The organism is Candidatus Nitrosopumilus koreensis AR1, from assembly GCF_000299365.1.
GTDB classification, from domain to species: domain Archaea; phylum Thermoproteota; class Nitrososphaeria; order Nitrososphaerales; family Nitrosopumilaceae; genus Nitrosopumilus; species Nitrosopumilus koreensis.
The window spans coordinates 478,335-494,219 of the sequence record NC_018655.1 but is presented as its reverse complement, the minus strand read 5'-3'; the positions used below and the strand labels follow the sequence as shown (position 1 = coordinate 494,219).

Here is a 15,885-nt window from a genome sequence, read left to right as displayed (position 1 = left end):
TAATGAATTTGAGATTGAGTATTCACGTTATTTTTAAGTAGGGCACGAAAAGGAGATCAACTCATGGTATCTGGTAATCAGATTAGACTTAATCGAATTCTTAGAAAAGGAAAGATGTTATGCATTCCAATGGATCACGGGATTTCAAACGGACCTATTGAGGGTCTTGAAGACCCAGCATCAACAATTTACAAATGTGAAGGTCATGGCCTTACAAGTGTAATAATTAACAAAGGAATTATCAAATCATTACCAAAACCAACCAAAGTTGGAATTTTAGTTCATTTTTCAAGCAGTACAGCATTATCATTATCACCTAATCGAAAAATGCTCATAGGTACTGTAAAAGAAGCTGTTGCATTAGGAGCAGACGGAGTTTCATTGCATATCAACATTGGAGGAAAAGAAGAACCAGAAATGTTAGAGCAGTTAGGGTTAACTGCTGATCAATGTCACAGATGGGGCATGCCACTTTTAGCAATGATGTATCCAAGAGGAGAGAACATCAAAGATCCGCATGATCCTGAAATTGTTGCACATGTTGCAAGGATTGGTGCAGAATGTGGTGCAGATATTGTCAAGACATTATACACAGGAGACATTGATTCATTTGCAAAAGTTGTAAAGAGTACACCAGTTCCAATTGTAATTGCAGGAGGGCCAAAAGCAAAAACAGATTTAGATATTTTACAGATGACTGAAGACGCCATGACTGCAGGAGCAAAAGGTGTCACATATGGAAGAAATATCTTTGCACATAAAGCACCTGAAAAAATGGTAGAAGCATTAGCTGAAATAATTTTCAGAAAAGGTACAGCAAAGGAAGCAATGAAGAAAATTGAGTAAAAGTAGAGAATTAATTATCTCCCCTAAAGGCTCACAGGCACAATTATCCAAACTTTTGCCTCAGTTAGAAGATGAAGGAATCAAAATGGTTTACCTTGACCCAAAAAAACTTGGTAAGAAAAAATCAAAATTACAAACTGTCTATCCATCAAGCAATGCCAATTATGTTGTTCTTGAAAAAGAGAATGCATCAAAACCAAAGGGAAAGAAAGTTGGAAGAAAATTCCAAGTGTTATCAAATACAGACATTGAAAATATCTTATCTATTGCAAAAAAAGGATTAGATTTTGTAGTCGTAGAAGTTAAAGACTGGAAAATTATTCCATTAGAGAATATTATTGCAAAACTTCACAAGATTCACACCAAAATTTTTGCGATTGCAAGAACACCTGAAGAAGTAAGAAAGATGTTCTCAATTCTAGAAGTAGGAGTAGATGGAGTGATTTTCAGTACATCATCAATTAATGAAGTTAGAGAAGCAATGGTCTACCTGGGAACCAGAAGTTTTGACATGAAACCTGCAAAGATTATTGACATCAAAGAAGTGGGAGACGGCGAGAGAGTTTGCGTAGATACTGCATCAATACTTCACAAAGGAGAAGGGATGTTGATTGGAAGCAGATCAAACTTTTTGTTTTTGGTACATAATGAATCAGTGGGTTCGTCATTTACATCACCAAGACCATTTAGAGTCAATGCAGGGGCAGTACATTGTTACACATTATCTCCAGACGGTACAACCAACTATCTCTCAGAAGTAGAAACAGGCTCAGAAGTATTAATTCTAAATTCCAAAGGAAAGGCAAGACGAGCAACTGTAGGAAGATCAAAGATTGAAAGAAGACCAATGTTAATGATAAAAGCAAAAGCAGGAAATGAGATAGGCGGAATTATTGCACAAGATGCAGAGACAATTCGTTTTGTAAAACCAAATGGACAACTAGTATCAGTTACACATCTTAAGAAAGGAGATACTGTTATGGTTCATTCAAAACCTGCTACAGGTAGACATTTTGGCATGGAAGTTTCAGACGAATACATTTTAGAAAAATAAAATGAAATACAAGACTTGTGTATCCATTGCAGAAAAGACACCTAACAAAGTCAAACAGACACTAAAGACAGCTTTAAAGAAATCAGACTTTGTTGAGATAAGATTTGATTTTCTAAAAATGGAACAAATTCCACAAACACTAGAACTAATTAAAAAAGATTTGAAAAAATCAGTATGTACACTAAGACCAAAAACAGAAGGAGGACAGTTTTCAGGAAATGAAAAAGAGAGAATTTCAATAATAAAATTAATTGCAGAGTACAACCCATTTTTACTAGATGTAGAGTTCAACACTCTGAAAAGAAATACATCACTAGTCAAATATCTAAAATCAACTAAAACAAAATTACTTGTTTCTTGGCACGACTTTAAGAAAACTCCCAACTCTGCAGAATTAAAAAAGAAGTTAAATCAAATGAGCAAATTCTCAAATTTTGTAAAGATTGTCAGTACTGCAAAATCAACTGATGACTCTACAAGGATACTGGAGTTATACAGTAAGAAAGGCAAAAATAATCTAATCTCATTTGCCATGGGCGATTACGGTAGGATTTCAAGAATTTTATGCCTATATTTGGGCAGTCCATACACGTACGTCTCCTTAGGAAAAGCAGTTGCTCCAGGTCAATTCAGTGTTGATGAAGTAAATAAAATAACAAACTTGAAAAAATAACCTTTTGACTAATTGAGAGTTTAAATCAATCATACTACTCGAAGATAATATGGGGAAAACATTTGCAGTTATAGGGGATCCAATTGATCATTCCTTATCTCCGAACATTCACAGTGCTGCATTCAGAGAACTAAACCTTGATTGTTCATACATTGCATATAGAATTCCAAAAGAAGAGTTAGGAGAAGGAATCGAGGGGTTAAAAAAAATTAAAATCAACGGATTCAACGTTACCATCCCACACAAAGTTGAGATGATGAAATATTTGGATAAAATTGATGAGTCTTGCAGTTTGATTGGTGCAGTAAACACAGTTGTAAACAACGATGGCATACTGAAAGGATACAATACAGACATGGATGGTTTTCTAGAACCATTAAAGAAAAGAAATGTAGACATTGCAAATTCAAATGTGCTTTTGCTGGGAGCAGGTGGAGCCGCTAGAGCAATAGTGGCAGGCTTTGCAAAAGAAAAAGCAAAAAGCATTACAATAGCAAACAGAACAATAGAAAAAGCAAACAGTTTGGTAGAATTTGCACAAAAGATTAGTCTTAGTGCAAATGCCATAACTGTTGATAAAGTTGGAGAATCTGCAAAAAATTATAACATTATTGTCAATGCAACATCAATAGGACTCAAAAATGAATCTAGTCCAATTTCGCTTGAAGGTATTGATAAAGAGACAGTTGTTTATGATATCGTATACATGCCAATGCATACAGACTTTCTAAAAAAAGCAAAAGAAAAAAACGCTATTGTTATTTTTGGATATGAGATGTTGCTAGGTCAGGCAGCAAGAGCATTTGAGATTTGGCACGGTATGGAAGCACCTTATAATGCCATGAAAAAAGCACTGTTAGGAGGAGTCTGATGGCAAAGGTAAAGGCAACCGTTCACGGAGCAGTTTCACTGGTAAATGCAATTGCAAATCAAAAAGGAGCCACGTTAGGAATAGATCTTAAAGTAGAAGCCACAATAGAGACATCTCCCGGAAAAGGAATAGTCATTCAATCAGAAAATAAAACTCTCAGTTCTCGTTTGATCAACAAAACAGTTGAAAAAATCGTTTCAAAAAAAGACCTTGAACAAAATAAAATTACAATCACATTAGAATCAGAAATCCCCACAGGTTATGGATTAAAAAGTTCAAGTGCAATATCATCAGCAGTTGCATTAGGCTGTGCAAAAATATTCAAGCCAAAATTTACAGATAAACAAATTCTACTTGCAGGAGTTGACGCATCAATTGAATCAAAAGTAAGTATTACAGGAGCATATGATGATGCATGTTCCTGTTATTATGGAGGATTTAACGTTACAGACAATGCAAAGAAAAAAAGAATAAGTCATGAGAAAGGCCCATCAAACTTGATTGCAGTAATCTTTATTCCAAAAAATAGAAAACGTGGAAATTTGAAAAAACTCAAAGTATTATCATCAGTTTTTGATCATGCATGGAATTTAGCAAGAAAGACAAACTATTGGGAGGCAATGATAATTAATGGATTGGCAACAGCATCAATTCTAAGTTCAAGTCCAGAAATTATAACAGAGTTGATTGAAAGAGGATCTTTAGGTGCATCAGTTTCAGGCAACGGTCCAGCAATTGCAGCAATAACAAAAAAAGAAAATGAATCTAATATCAAAAAAGCATTTTCAGCATTAGAAGGAAATATCATTATTTCAAAAATCAGTAACAAAAAGGCTGAAGTTCATGAAGTGTAAAATAGAGAAATCAAAAATATCAGGACAAATAATTTGTCCTCCAAATAAGAGCTATACACACAGAGCAATATTTCTGGCATCACTTGCAGGAAACAACAGTAAGGTGGAAAATGTACTGTTATCAGCAGACACTAGAGCAACAATTGAAGCATGTAAGAGATTTGGTGCAGAGATTGAAACAGAAAATTCATCAATAATTGTCAAAAATCCCATAAAATTTGATAAAATTGTGCCTGAGATTAATACTGAGAACTCCGGAACAACAATCAGAATAGCCTCAGGGATTGCAAGTTTGTTTTCAGAAGAGATTACTCTAACTGGAGATGAAAGCCTCAAGAAAAGACCCATGCAACCTCTCTTAGATGCATTATCAAGCATAGGCGCACAATGTCAATCAACTGATGGAAAACCACCAATCAAAATTAAAGGAAAGATTATGGGAGGAGATGTAACAATTCCAGGAAATTTTTCGAGTCAATTTATTTCTGCATTATTAATCAGTGCACCATTAACTGAGAAAGGAATCAACCTTTCAATAAAAGACAATCTGGTATCAAAACCATACCTTGATGCAACAATTGCAACAATGAGAAAATTTGGAGTTAGTGTACAAACATTAATTCCATACAAAAGATACAATATTTCACCACAAGTTTACAATTCAACAACATTTACAGTTCCAATTGATTTTTCAAGTCTTGCATTACTTTTATCTGCAGCAGTATTAAATGGAGATAGAACGATAATTAAAGGAAATATTGGGAATTTGCCCCAAGGTGATGAAGTATTCATCGACATACTAGAACAGTTAGGAGTAACAGTAAGTATTGATGATGATGAAATCAAAATAAAGTCCCCTCAAAAACTAAGAGGAGGAAGATTTGATTTGAGCAATTCACCAGATCTCTTACCGCCATTAGCAATACTTGCATTAAATTCAGAAAAACCAATTGAAATTGTCAATGTAAAACATGCAAGATTAAAAGAAACAGATAGAATTGCAATAACATCAAGAGAGTTAACAAAACTAGGAATTAAAATTCAAGAAAATGAAGATGGACTAGTTTTAGAATCAGCAGAAGTTCTTAATGGAGCAGAACTGAATTCAGAAAACGATCATAGATTGTTCATGGCGTTTTGTATTGCTGGAATGTACATTGGAAATTGTACTGTAACAGATCCAGAATCAGTTCAGGTCTCTTATCCTAATTTCATAGAAGAGATGAACAGAGTTGGGGCAAAAATTCAACTTGAATAATTTTTTTAAAAAAATGAACTAAAAGGGGTAAAAGGCGCGACCTTGTATAGGGTGAAAAGCATTCTCCACACCCTCAACGCTTTCGCGTAGATAACATGTCTTTTTCGCAAGGCCGCGCAAATTATGGAGTAAAATTTGCACGTTTTTCCATATATTGTGTACGTTATTATCATATTTAAGAATATATTAGAATTATTTCATAAAATATAATTATATTTTATAATTTTTAACCACACCTAAGTCATGACAAAGAAATAATCCAACATACAGTAAAAATTTTAAAAAATTTGGAATGAGGAATTATAAGCATCATTTAACTTTGATAGTATGTTGCCGGGAAGTTCTATTGGTCAGCGTCTTGTGTTGACAAGTTTTGGTGAAAGTCATGGAAAATCTATCGGAGCAGTTTTGGATGGATGTCCTGCAGGATTAGAAATTGATGAAAAAGACATTCAAAAAATGTTAGACCAAAGAAAGCCAGGTCAGAATCTAATTTCAACACAAAGAAAAGAAGGAGACATAGTAGAAATTATCTCAGGAGTTTTTAGGGGGCATACAACAGGTGCACCAATAACAATGGTAATTTGGAACAGTGATCAGAAATCCAAAGATTATGAAAATTTGAAAACAAAACTTAGGCCAGGACATTCTGATTATCCAGCCATGATAAAATACAATCAATATAATGATCATAGAGGAGGAGGAAGATTTTCTGGAAGATTAACTGCAACACATGTAATGGGAGGTGCAATTGCAAGAAAACTTCTCAAAGTAACTTTAGGAATTGAAACAAATTCGTTTACATCGCAGATTGGAAAAATAAAGATGGAAAGAGAATTTAATGAAAAAATGATTAACTCAATTTACAAAAACGAGGTAAGATGTCCTGAAACTAAAACAGCAAAAATGATGAGAGCAAGAATTTTAGATGCAAGAAAAAAAGGTGATTCGCTAGGAGGCATAATTGAATCAGTGACAACAAATGTTCCAGTTGGATTAGGTGAACCGATTTTTAGTTCATTAGAATCAGATTTGAGTAAAGCAATGTTTTCTATTCCATCCGTAAAGGGTGTGGAGTTTGGTTCTGGATTTAGAGGTTCAGAGCTTTTTGGTTCTGAGAACAATGACTTGTATACTGTAAAAAGAGGTAAAATTGTAACAAAGACAAATAATTCAGGAGGAATTTTAGGAGGAATTTCAAATGGTATGCCCATTACAATGAGAATTGCATTCAAACCAGCATCATCAATCTCACAAAAGCAAAGCACAGTAGACATCAAAACCAAAAAAGAGACTACACTTCAAGTGAAGGGGAGGCACGATCCATGTGTTGTTCCAAGAGCACCACCAGTAGTTGACTCTCTTGTAGCACTAACAATTGCAGACCATGCTCTAATTTCAGGCCAAATCAAGCCCGTTTTGTAGGAAAATGTCAGATATCAACGACTTACGAAATAAGATGGATGAAGTAACCCTTCAAATGATAAAGTTACTAAAAACTAGAACAGACATTGCAAAAGAGATTGGGGAAGTAAAGAAAAACATTGGCAAGGTAGTAACAGATGAACCACGTGAAGAAAATCTTCGAGGAAAAGTAATTTCACTATGTCAAGAAATTGGATTAGATGAAAACATTGCTACAAAATTTTTGAATTTTCTATTAAATGAATCAATCAAAGTTCAATCATCAAACAAACAGACACACCTTTCAATATTTCTCAAAGCAAAAGAATTGGAACAACAAGGGAAAAATATCATTCACATGGAAGTGGGTGAACCAGACTTTTTGCCTCCAACAATTGTAAAAGATGCATTAGAAGAAGTGTATGATAAAGGATTTCTAAAGTATGGACAAGCAAAAGGAATGCCAATTTTTAGAGAAGCACTTGCAAAACATGTAAATAAAAAATTTAGTGTAAACATCTCTGAAAAAAATATCATAATAAGTCCTGGTGCAAGGTTCTCAATATTTACAGCAATTTCTACTCTTCTTAATCCAGGTGATGAAATGATTGTAATTGAGCCTGCATGGCCTGCCTACAAAGATTGTGCATTAAATTCAGGAATTAAAGTCAGGACAATAAACACAACATTAGAAAACAAATGGGAGCCTTCAATTGAACAAATTCAAAATATAATTAATTCAAATACAAAAATGATTGTTTTGAATTACCCCAATAACCCAACAGGTAAAGTCCTTCCAGAAAAATTGCAAGACGAGATTATTGGAATTGCTAAAAAAAATAACCTGTATGTGCTAAGTGACGAGATTTATTCGGAATATGTAAAAACTAGTTGGAAAAGTGTTTTGACTTATGATTATGACAAAAGTATTGTAACACAATCATTTTCAAAATCCCATGCTATGACAGGATTTAGAATAGGATATGCAATTGCAGATGTCAAAATTATTGAAAAGATGGCAAAATTAGAGGCACTGTGTCTAACAAATGTATCAGAACCAATCCAGTATATTGCCATGAGGGCATTAGATGCAGACATATCCAACAACAATAAAACAGTCCAGAATAGACTAGATGTGTTGATTCAAAAGGCAAAGGAGATGAATTTGGAGATTGTTGTTCCAGATGGTGCAATGTACATTTTTGCCAAAGTCAACAAAGAAGGGTTTGACGGAGTACAATTCGCAAACAACACACTTGAAAAAGGTTTAGCAATAGCACCAGGAGAAGGATTTGGAGATTATAAAAATTTCATAAGAATTTCTGCATGTCAAGACGAGAAGACACTAATTGAGGGAATGAATATACTAAAGGATATCATGAGTGAGTATCAATGAAGAAAGTTACAGTAATTGGAGCAGGAGGCCAAATGGGCCAATGGTTTGCAAAATATTTTGCAGATAAAGGATTTGAAGTAACAGGTTTTGATTCAGAAAACAAAATTCCAGGCAAGGGAATAATACAATCAGATTCCCTAGTAGGTGCAATTCTAAAGGCAGATTATGTGGTGTTATGTACACCTACAAGAAGAACCCCAGAGATCATCAGGCTAATTGCAAAAGAGATGAAAAGAGGCACATATCTTATTGAGATTTCATCAGAAAAATCAAAAGTCGTTTCATCACTATCAAAAATGCCTGCAAAGATCAATCCAATTTGTATTCATCCTATGTTTGGTCCGGGTGTAAAAACAATAAAAGGTCAAAATATAATTTCAGTTCCAATTAAAGATGCAAAAAAAGAGTTAACTGTAACAAAATCTCTATTTGAAGGGGCAAATTTTGTTACAATTGATGCAGTAGAGCATGACAAAAAGATTGCAGTTATTTTAGGATTAACTCATTTAATGAATTTAGTTTTTGCAAACATTATTTCAAAAGATGAAAAGATGTTACTTACAGAAAAAATGTCAGGTACAACATTCAGAGTTCAAAAGACATTGGCAGAAAGTATTATGACAGAATCTCCAGAATTAATTGAAACTATCATTGCAAATCCAGAAATCCGTAGAGTGGCAGAGGAACTTTGGAAAGATATTGGCAGATTACTTACTGCTGTTCAAGAATCAAAAACAGAAGAAGTGGTAAATTACATCAAAGATTGTCAAGAAAGACTAGCCAAACATACAGACATCAATGAGTCATATAAGAAACTGACAAAGATGGTCAAAGTCGTTGAAAAATAACGGATATGCGCTCAACAAAGATAGTGACATCTTTTATCAAAAATAATGAGAAATTACTAATCTTAAAACGAAGCGAGGAGGTTAAAACCATGAAAGGTTTATGGGCAGGCGTCAGTGGAATCATAGAAAAAAATGAAGAGCCACTAAAAAGAGCAAAAATTGAAATTTTTGAAGAAGTTGGAATTACTGAAGACAAAATTACTTTGATAAAATCTGCAGAAGAAATGAGTGTCAACTCACCACAATATCAAAATCACGAATGGAAGATTTTTCCATTTTTATTTGAAGCAAAAAATCCAACAATCAAACTCAATTGGGAAAATTCTGATTTCAAATGGATCAAAGTGGACGAATTAAAAAATTATGAAACAGTACCTAGCCTTCAAAAAGTATTATTCAATTTGTTGTAAATTTTCGTTTTCTTTATCATATTTTTTTTGTTGAGGCAACATCATGTAAACACATGCACCCCCACACATAGTACAGGGGACATTATTACCAGGATGTTGTCCTGTTCTACTATGTATTTTTGCAGCTTCTTCAGGATCAATAGACAAAGCAAGTTGTTTCTCCCAATCTAAAGTACGCCGAGCTTCAGTCATTTCCATATCCCATTTAATCGCCTTATCACGAATTTTTACAAGATCACCTGCATGCGCAGCAATTCTATATGCAATTAATCCGGCCTTTACTTCATCAGCATTTGGCAATGCAAGATGTTCTGAAGGAGTAAGATAACACAAAAGATCAACGCCTTCGCTGGCAGATACAGCTGCGCCAATAGCACTTGCAATATGATCATGTCCAGACGCAACATCAGTTACCAAGGGACCTAGAACATAATATGGAACATCACCAATCAGAGATTTTGCCAATCTAACATTTGCTGCAACTTCATTTAGAGGAACATGTCCAGGCCCTTCAACCATTACTTGGACATCTTGTTCATGTGCTCGTTTTGTTAGTTGAGAGATGTTAATCATTTCTTGGACTTGTAATTCATCATGTGAATCCAAAATTGAGCCTGGTCTAAGAGCATCGCCAAGGCTAAAAGTGACATCGTATTTTTTTGCCATCTCTACAAGGTAATCATAATGGGTCAAGTATGGATTTTCTTTGTCGTGTTTTAACATCCAAGCAGCAGTTATGGTACCACCTTTGCTAACAACACCACCATATCTTTGAACTTTTAGTATTCTTTTTGCAATATCTTTTGTGATTCCACAATGAATAGTAGTATAATCAACACCATCTTTTGCATTATTTTCAAATGCATTTAGATAATCATCTTCAGTAAGATTTAGAGGGTTTTTGTGAACTTCAACACCATAATTGTATGCCTCATAAATTGGAACAGTGCCAAAAGTGATTGGTGCAGTTTCTAACAAAGTTTTTCTGATTTGCTTTACATCACCACCATCACTAAGATCCATCATAGTATCTGCATGGTATTTTACAGCAACTTTTGCCTTTTCAATTTCTTCTTCAAGGTTTACATTTAATGTGGATGTGCCAATGTTGACATTTACTTTTGTTTTCAAACCCTTGCCAATTCCAACATTGTGAATTTTTTGAGGCCTGCAGTTATTACTTGGAATGATTATAGAGCCTTTTGCAATTTTTGGGATTAGCCAATCAAGTGAAACATCTTCATCTTTTGCAACTTGTTTCATCTCATCAGTTGCAACACCACGTCGTGCTGCAGTCATTTGAGTGGCCATAAAATATTCTAGGCTTTCGCCTGATTTAAACAATCATACGGTTACGAAAATTTGTTGATCGCTTGAGATTTTCTTGATAATATATTAAGAAAATAGATCGGCTTTAAATGGAATAATGCAGCATAGATCTCGTGAGAGCAATTAGGGAATGTAGACATTGTGGACGAGAGTTTTACAGTATGAAAGACGAGTTCTGTTCTTTTGATTGTGTTACTCAATCATCAGGATAAGATTAGATTCAATTCTTTTTCAAGAGACAGTTTTTCAGACTGAAGTTTAGAGATTCTATCCAAGATAGGCCGAATTATACGCTCAGAATCAGGAGAATTTGCAAAGTTTTGCTTTATTTCAGCAACCCTTTGAGACAATTCTAATTCAGCAGTAATCAATGAAATATATTCTCGAAGTTTTTGATTTTCTAATTTTACAGAAGATATATCAGACATGATTACCTCGGAGGACTCCAGCTCTCTTCGAGAGAATCATCAGCATTACCAGACACAAGATATTGTTTTCCACATTTGAAACATTGCCACAGGAATTTCCCATCTTTTTTTGTTTGATATTGCATAGGCAACAAACATGTTGTACAACGTAATTCTTTAGGAGAAAAATCATCAATCAATGGAACTTTAGTCATAAGTATGAAATAAAATTCAAACTATAAAACAAATATCATAAAAATTGGGAAATTCAATAAATTAAAAGGAAAAATAGATTAGTCTACACAATAAGAAAATAGCGTGAACATATTATCAATTGGAGGTTCTGATCCTTCATCAGGGGCAGGGATTCAAAGCGATATCAGAATGTTTTCAGCATTAAACACATACACATTAACTGTTATTACAGCAATCACAAGTCAAAACACTTCAAACTTTGGAATTGTTGAACCAGTATCATCGAAGATGTTAAAAAAACAACTAGAATCATTGTTTTTAGATTTTAAAATTGACGGAATTAAAATTGGAATGGTGTATAATTCAAAAATTATCAAAGTAATTTATCAACAATTAAACAAATTAAAAATTCCAATTGTAGTTGATCCAGTAATCAAATCAACCACAGGAGGAAAATTATTAGAAATCAATGCAGTAAAAGATTTTAAAAAATATATCATTCCACTTGCCACAGTAATTACACCAAACAAAGATGAGGCAGAATTTCTATCAAAAACTAAAATTTCAAGAAAAAATACGCCTAAAATAATTGCAAAAAAGATTCAAGATATGGGAGCAAAAAATGTCGTAATCACAGGAATTGAAGGAAGAAACAACAAAATATCAGATTTTGTACTAGAAAAAAACACAAAATATGTCATATCAGGAGAAAAGATTTCAAAAATTAATCACGGTAGTGGTTGCAATCACTCTGCTGCAATAGTCTATTCTCTTGCAAAAAAGAAAAGCATCAAAGAATCATTGTATTTTGCAAGAAAATTCACATACGACTCGATAAAAAATGCAAAAAAGATTGGAAAAGGTGTTTTAATTACAGACATACAGAGTGAAGACAAGATCAAAGAAGACTTGTCTAATGCAATAAACAGATTTACCGAAATAAAAGGAATTTACAAAAATATTCCAGAATGCCAAACAAATTTTGTATTCTCAAAACAAAAACCAAAATCTACAAAAGATGTTTTGGGAATTTCAGGAAGAATTGTCAAGGCAGAAAAAAGAGTCATTGTTGCTGGAGAACTGAAATACGGTGGCTCAAAACACGTTGCAACTGCATTGTTATCTATGAATAAGAAATATCCACAAATTTGTTCGGCAATTAATTTAAAATATCAAAAAACAACTATATCAAAAATTAAAAAATCTAAATTGATAGTAGGTAGTTATGATCGTAGTTTAGAACCCAAAGATGTTAAAATCAAAGGTTCGACAATTAAATGGGGAATAAATTTTGCAATTAAAAATTCAAAAAATATTCCAGATGTAATTTATCATAAAGGGGACTTTGGAAAAGAACCAATGATTATTGTTTTTGGCAAAACACCAGAAAATGTTTTAAAAAAAATATTAAAAATTACAGGATAAAATCACAGTATCAAATCATCCTTGAACATAAATACTCACACATGAAAGAATATTTGTGAAGGCAGTAATTCTAGCGGGAGGACTAGGTACCAGATTACGTCCACTAACACTCAAGACTCCAAAACCAATGTTACCATTAGGCAAAAAACCAATTTTAGAACATCTCATAGATTGGAATAAAAAAAATGGAGTAAAATCAATAGTGTTGTGTGTGAGTTATCTTCGAAAATCAATTGAAGATTATTTTAAAGATGGAGAAAAATTTGGGGTTAACATAGAATATGCAATTTCAAAAAAACCGTTAGCCACTGCAGGTCAACTCAAAACAGCTGAAGAGTTTATTGACGATACTTTTGTTTGTGTGTATGGAGATTCCATTTTTGATTTTAGTCTTAGAAATATGATCAAACAACACAAAACAAAGAAAGCGTTTGCCACCATGAGTTTATACGAATACAAAACCAATTTGGAATACGGAGTGATTAATACTTCAAAAACAGGTAAAGTAACAAGTTGGGTGGAAAAACCAGAGATTAAAGCAAATATCAATATGGGATGCTATGTTATGGAACCAGGTATTTTGAAATACATTCCAAGGAACAAATCGTACGGAATGGATGATGTCATTAAAAAAGCAATGAGCAAGAAAAAACTGGTTAACAGTTTCATTACAAAAAAAGGATTTATCGATATTGGAAATAAAGAATCATACAAACAAGCAAATCAAGAATATGCCAAGAAATTTGGAAATAGAGGATAAAAATGGGAGATCCAGTAATCAGAAAATTAAGAAAAGGTGATTTGGATAAGGGGTTCCTTACTACACTTGATTCATTAAGAAAAGCAAGTGACATTGATAAAAGTAAAGCAGAAGAAATTTTTGAAAAAATAGATTCAAATCCAGATTATTTGATAGCAATAGCAGAAATAGATGGGAGAGTAGTTGGATCAACTACATTATTGATTGAACAAAAATTCATCCACAAAGGGGGCTTAGTTGGCCATATCGAAGATGTGGTAGTGGATAAAAATTTCCAAGGGCAAAAAATTGGCGAAAAAATTATGAAATATCTTCTTGAAATTGCCAAAAATCAAGGCTGCTACAAGACAATTCTAGATTGTACGGATGATGTAAAGCCATTTTATGAAAAATTAGGTTTCAAACAAGTAGCAAACGAACTAAGGTTCGACCACATTTAGAAATATTCTTTTTTTGGACGAGTCTTTCTAACTTTCATCAAACGTATTCCAAAATACATTACAGGAGCAGATAATACCATAAACAATGGAGGTACAATCAAAACAGTATCTGTTATGTATGAATCATGAATTTTATCTACAAGGGTTTGACAAAATGCCATTCCTGCAAGTAAAACAATACCATCTATCAAAATCATCATACCTATTCTTTTAGAGCCATAATATTTTGATAAAATGAATGCAACCGCAGCTAAAATCCCTCCAGGTGCAATAGTAATTGAAATGAATTGAAGAATTTTTGGATTTGCAAAGTTGTCAGGATTAATAGGAAGATCAGAAGTGTTAGGATCATCAAACATGAAGAAGTAAAGAGAACTAGTTACAAGAACAAATAATACAAAAAAGGCAATACTACCAAGCCCTAACCAATTTTCAAGTTGCATAATTTATGACAAACATTGGTTGAATAATAAACTATTCAAAAATCAAACAATTCCAACTAGGTTTGCTAGTTCTTTTCTACAAGCAGCACCAAGTTTTTCTGCAGCCTCTTCAGGAGAAACATCATTTAAGAAAATACCATATCCACGTTCCAATCCAGACCAAGGTTTTGTGATTGGATAAATTTCAATATGCCAATGAATCTGTCTGCTATTTTTTTTCTCAGGAGAAAGGTGAAAAACCAGATTGTATGAAACATTTTTGATGGTTTGAGACAATCCTCCAAGAGTTGCTCTTAGAATTAGAGACAGGTCATTGATTTCTTTTTGAGTGATTTTAGAGAAACTAGTAGTATGTTTCTTAGGAGCAATCCAAAACTCATATGGATATGAGGGAGACCAAGGACAAAATGCGATAAAGCCTTCAGTCTGAAGAACCTGTCTAGGACCACTGATTTCCTCATTAACAGTTTGACACATTGGGCAAACACCTTTTTCGTTTAGAATTTTGTGCGATGCTTCAGCTTCTTCTTCAATAATTGGAGGGATTGTAGAAAATGTTAGTATGTTGAGATGAGGATGAAGAGTTGTACTGCCAGACAATTCTCCTTGGTCAGCATAAATTGAAACGTATGTGACACCTTTTTGAGTGTAAAGCCATCTTAGACGGTCTTGAACAACTACTAAAATGTTAGACCATTGTTCAGTATCAATTGTTGCAAAAGTATCTTTTTGATTTGGAGAAGCAACAACAATGTAATGGTATCCATATGCAGGCTCACTGTAAAAGGGTCTATCACTGTAAGTGTTTTCAGTGTCAACGGACACAATTGGATTTTTACTTTCAAAAACTCGGATAGACCACCCTTCAACAAATTCATCATCACTGTCTTGTAATCTTTGCAACATTCCATCTTTTGCAACAAGAGACAAAACAGAAGGATTTGTCATGGATTCGTTTCCAGGAGCAAATGGGGATTTTTTTGGGTCTTTAACTTTATCTGTTTTTTTGGAGACAATCATGAAACGCTCAGAAACATAATCTTTGCGCATATCTCCCATAATTGTAATTTGCAGTAAATGTCTGTTAAAACGTTTACTAAGATCCAATGATATGGAAAAATTAAAATTATTTTTAAAAAAATTTTTAAAAATAAGAAAATACGAATTTCATCAAAAATAGTTCTTTTTTGAAATCAAAAAACAGAGAATTGAAAATTTCATTGTTATTTTGATCGCAAAATTTGTTGCAAACTTTAAAGGAGAGCATCAGGT

At 33.5% G+C, this 15,885-nt stretch carries 18 protein-coding genes; 13 read left to right on the top strand and 5 right to left on the bottom strand.

Going from position 1 to position 15,885, the window contains the following annotated elements:
* The first annotated feature begins 63 nt into the window (after nucleotides 1-63).
* The 10 genes from NKOR_RS02850 to NKOR_RS02805 all read left to right on the top strand — a co-directional run bounded on the left by NKOR_RS02850 (nucleotide 64) and on the right by NKOR_RS02805 (nucleotide 9,614).
* Nucleotides 64-846, top strand: coding sequence for a 2-amino-3,7-dideoxy-D-threo-hept-6-ulosonate synthase (locus NKOR_RS02850; RefSeq protein ID WP_014962856.1), 783 nt, complete (start codon nucleotides 64-66; stop codon nucleotides 844-846).
* Nucleotides 839-1,900, top strand: a complete 1,062-nt coding sequence (locus NKOR_RS02845) for a 3-dehydroquinate synthase II domain-containing protein (RefSeq protein WP_014962855.1) — start codon at nucleotides 839-841, stop codon at nucleotides 1,898-1,900. The genes NKOR_RS02850 and NKOR_RS02845 overlap by 8 nt, the downstream gene beginning before the upstream one ends.
* A 1-nt stretch (nucleotide 1,901) precedes the next feature.
* Nucleotides 1,902-2,573, top strand: coding sequence for a type I 3-dehydroquinate dehydratase (gene aroD, locus NKOR_RS02840; RefSeq protein ID WP_014962854.1), 672 nt, complete (start codon nucleotides 1,902-1,904; stop codon nucleotides 2,571-2,573).
* Between the two features lie 49 nt (nucleotides 2,574-2,622).
* Nucleotides 2,623-3,444 carry a shikimate dehydrogenase gene (aroE, locus tag NKOR_RS02835; RefSeq protein ID WP_014962853.1) on the top strand — a complete coding sequence of 274 codons (822 nt, stop codon included), beginning with the start codon at nucleotides 2,623-2,625 and terminating at the stop codon, nucleotides 3,442-3,444.
* Nucleotides 3,444-4,298, top strand: a complete 855-nt coding sequence (locus NKOR_RS02830) for a shikimate kinase (protein WP_014962852.1) — start codon at nucleotides 3,444-3,446, stop codon at nucleotides 4,296-4,298. The genes aroE and NKOR_RS02830 overlap by 1 nt, the downstream gene beginning before the upstream one ends.
* Nucleotides 4,288-5,556, top strand: coding sequence for a 3-phosphoshikimate 1-carboxyvinyltransferase (gene aroA, locus NKOR_RS02825; protein WP_014962851.1), 1,269 nt, complete (start codon nucleotides 4,288-4,290; stop codon nucleotides 5,554-5,556). The genes NKOR_RS02830 and aroA overlap by 11 nt, the downstream gene beginning before the upstream one ends.
* 327 nt (nucleotides 5,557-5,883) lie before the next feature.
* On the top strand, nucleotides 5,884-6,981 hold the full coding sequence (aroC, locus tag NKOR_RS02820) for a chorismate synthase (protein WP_014962850.1): 1,098 nt from the start codon (nucleotides 5,884-5,886) through the stop codon (nucleotides 6,979-6,981).
* 4 nt (nucleotides 6,982-6,985) lie between these two features.
* Complete coding sequence (locus tag NKOR_RS02815; RefSeq protein WP_014962849.1) at nucleotides 6,986-8,356, top strand: aminotransferase class I/II-fold pyridoxal phosphate-dependent enzyme; 1,371 nt, start codon at nucleotides 6,986-6,988, stop codon at nucleotides 8,354-8,356.
* Nucleotides 8,353-9,204 (top strand): prephenate dehydrogenase/arogenate dehydrogenase family protein, encoded by an 852-nt coding sequence (locus tag NKOR_RS02810; protein WP_014962848.1) that lies wholly within the window; start codon nucleotides 8,353-8,355, stop codon nucleotides 9,202-9,204. Before NKOR_RS02815 ends, NKOR_RS02810 begins: the two co-directional genes overlap by 4 nt.
* Nucleotides 9,205-9,209: 5 nt before the next feature.
* Nucleotides 9,210-9,614, top strand: coding sequence for an NUDIX domain-containing protein (locus tag NKOR_RS02805; RefSeq protein WP_014962847.1), 405 nt, complete (start codon nucleotides 9,210-9,212; stop codon nucleotides 9,612-9,614).
* Here NKOR_RS02805 and thiC read toward each other — a convergent pair.
* The 3 genes from thiC to NKOR_RS02790 form a co-directional block, all read right to left on the bottom strand.
* Nucleotides 9,597-10,925, bottom strand: a complete 1,329-nt coding sequence (gene thiC, locus NKOR_RS02800; protein ID WP_026089953.1) for a phosphomethylpyrimidine synthase ThiC — start codon at nucleotides 10,923-10,925, stop codon at nucleotides 9,597-9,599. The two genes, NKOR_RS02805 and thiC, sit on opposite strands and share 18 nt — an antisense overlap.
* 221 nt (nucleotides 10,926-11,146) lie before the next feature.
* Nucleotides 11,147-11,371: a hypothetical protein gene (locus NKOR_RS02795; protein WP_014962845.1), complete on the bottom strand. Its 225-nt coding sequence runs from the start codon at nucleotides 11,369-11,371 to the stop codon at nucleotides 11,147-11,149.
* A 2-nt stretch (nucleotides 11,372-11,373) separates the two neighbouring features.
* Nucleotides 11,374-11,565 carry a hypothetical protein gene (locus tag NKOR_RS02790; RefSeq protein ID WP_014962844.1) on the bottom strand — a complete coding sequence of 64 codons (192 nt, stop codon included), beginning with the start codon at nucleotides 11,563-11,565 and terminating at the stop codon, nucleotides 11,374-11,376.
* Between the two features lie 103 nt (nucleotides 11,566-11,668).
* Between NKOR_RS02790 and thiD the strand changes: the two genes are divergently transcribed.
* Genes thiD through NKOR_RS02775 form a run of 3 tightly spaced genes read left to right on the top strand, consistent with a single transcriptional unit; the run spans nucleotide 11,669 to nucleotide 14,170 of the window.
* Complete coding sequence (thiD, locus tag NKOR_RS02785; RefSeq protein ID WP_014962843.1) at nucleotides 11,669-12,970, top strand: bifunctional hydroxymethylpyrimidine kinase/phosphomethylpyrimidine kinase; 1,302 nt, start codon at nucleotides 11,669-11,671, stop codon at nucleotides 12,968-12,970.
* Nucleotides 12,971-13,025: 55 nt separating this feature from the next.
* Nucleotides 13,026-13,730, top strand: a complete 705-nt coding sequence (locus NKOR_RS02780) for a nucleotidyltransferase family protein (protein WP_014962842.1) — start codon at nucleotides 13,026-13,028, stop codon at nucleotides 13,728-13,730.
* Nucleotides 13,731-13,732: 2 nt separating this feature from the next.
* Entirely contained in the window at nucleotides 13,733-14,170 is a 438-nt protein-coding gene (locus NKOR_RS02775) for a GNAT family N-acetyltransferase (RefSeq protein WP_014962841.1), read from the top strand.
* Here the strand turns inward: NKOR_RS02775 and NKOR_RS02770 are convergent.
* Nucleotides 14,167-14,613, bottom strand: coding sequence for a hypothetical protein (locus tag NKOR_RS02770; protein ID WP_014962840.1), 447 nt, complete (start codon nucleotides 14,611-14,613; stop codon nucleotides 14,167-14,169). The two genes, NKOR_RS02775 and NKOR_RS02770, sit on opposite strands and share 4 nt — an antisense overlap.
* A 42-nt stretch (nucleotides 14,614-14,655) precedes the next feature.
* Nucleotides 14,656-15,672: a galactose-1-phosphate uridylyltransferase gene (locus tag NKOR_RS02765; protein WP_014962839.1), complete on the bottom strand. Its 1,017-nt coding sequence runs from the start codon at nucleotides 15,670-15,672 to the stop codon at nucleotides 14,656-14,658.
* Between the last annotated feature and the right edge of the window lie 213 nt (nucleotides 15,673-15,885).

Bases quoted from the DNA above. Each gene is read 5' to 3' on its own strand.
- NKOR_RS02850 (WP_014962856.1), top strand. From the start codon at position 64: ATGGTATCTGGTAATCAGATTAGACTTAATCGAATTCTTAGAAAAGGA.
- aroD (WP_014962854.1), top strand. From the start codon at position 1,902: ATGAAATACAAGACTTGTGTATCCATTGCAGAAAAGACACCTAACAAA.
- aroE (WP_014962853.1), top strand. From the start codon at position 2,623: ATGGGGAAAACATTTGCAGTTATAGGGGATCCAATTGATCATTCCTTA.
- NKOR_RS02830 (WP_014962852.1), top strand. From the start codon at position 3,444: ATGGCAAAGGTAAAGGCAACCGTTCACGGAGCAGTTTCACTGGTAAAT.
- aroA (WP_014962851.1), top strand. From the start codon at position 4,288: ATGAAGTGTAAAATAGAGAAATCAAAAATATCAGGACAAATAATTTGT.
- aroC (WP_014962850.1), top strand. From the start codon at position 5,884: ATGTTGCCGGGAAGTTCTATTGGTCAGCGTCTTGTGTTGACAAGTTTT.
- NKOR_RS02815 (WP_014962849.1), top strand. From the start codon at position 6,986: ATGTCAGATATCAACGACTTACGAAATAAGATGGATGAAGTAACCCTT.
- NKOR_RS02810 (WP_014962848.1), top strand. From the start codon at position 8,353: ATGAAGAAAGTTACAGTAATTGGAGCAGGAGGCCAAATGGGCCAATGG.
- NKOR_RS02805 (WP_014962847.1), top strand. From the start codon at position 9,210: ATGCGCTCAACAAAGATAGTGACATCTTTTATCAAAAATAATGAGAAA.
- thiC (WP_026089953.1), bottom strand. From the start codon at position 10,925: ATGGCCACTCAAATGACTGCAGCACGACGTGGTGTTGCAACTGATGAG.
- NKOR_RS02795 (WP_014962845.1), bottom strand. From the start codon at position 11,371: ATGTCTGATATATCTTCTGTAAAATTAGAAAATCAAAAACTTCGAGAA.
- NKOR_RS02790 (WP_014962844.1), bottom strand. From the start codon at position 11,565: ATGACTAAAGTTCCATTGATTGATGATTTTTCTCCTAAAGAATTACGT.
- NKOR_RS02775 (WP_014962841.1), top strand. From the start codon at position 13,733: ATGGGAGATCCAGTAATCAGAAAATTAAGAAAAGGTGATTTGGATAAG.
- NKOR_RS02770 (WP_014962840.1), bottom strand. From the start codon at position 14,613: ATGCAACTTGAAAATTGGTTAGGGCTTGGTAGTATTGCCTTTTTTGTA.
- NKOR_RS02765 (WP_014962839.1), bottom strand. From the start codon at position 15,672: ATGGGAGATATGCGCAAAGATTATGTTTCTGAGCGTTTCATGATTGTC.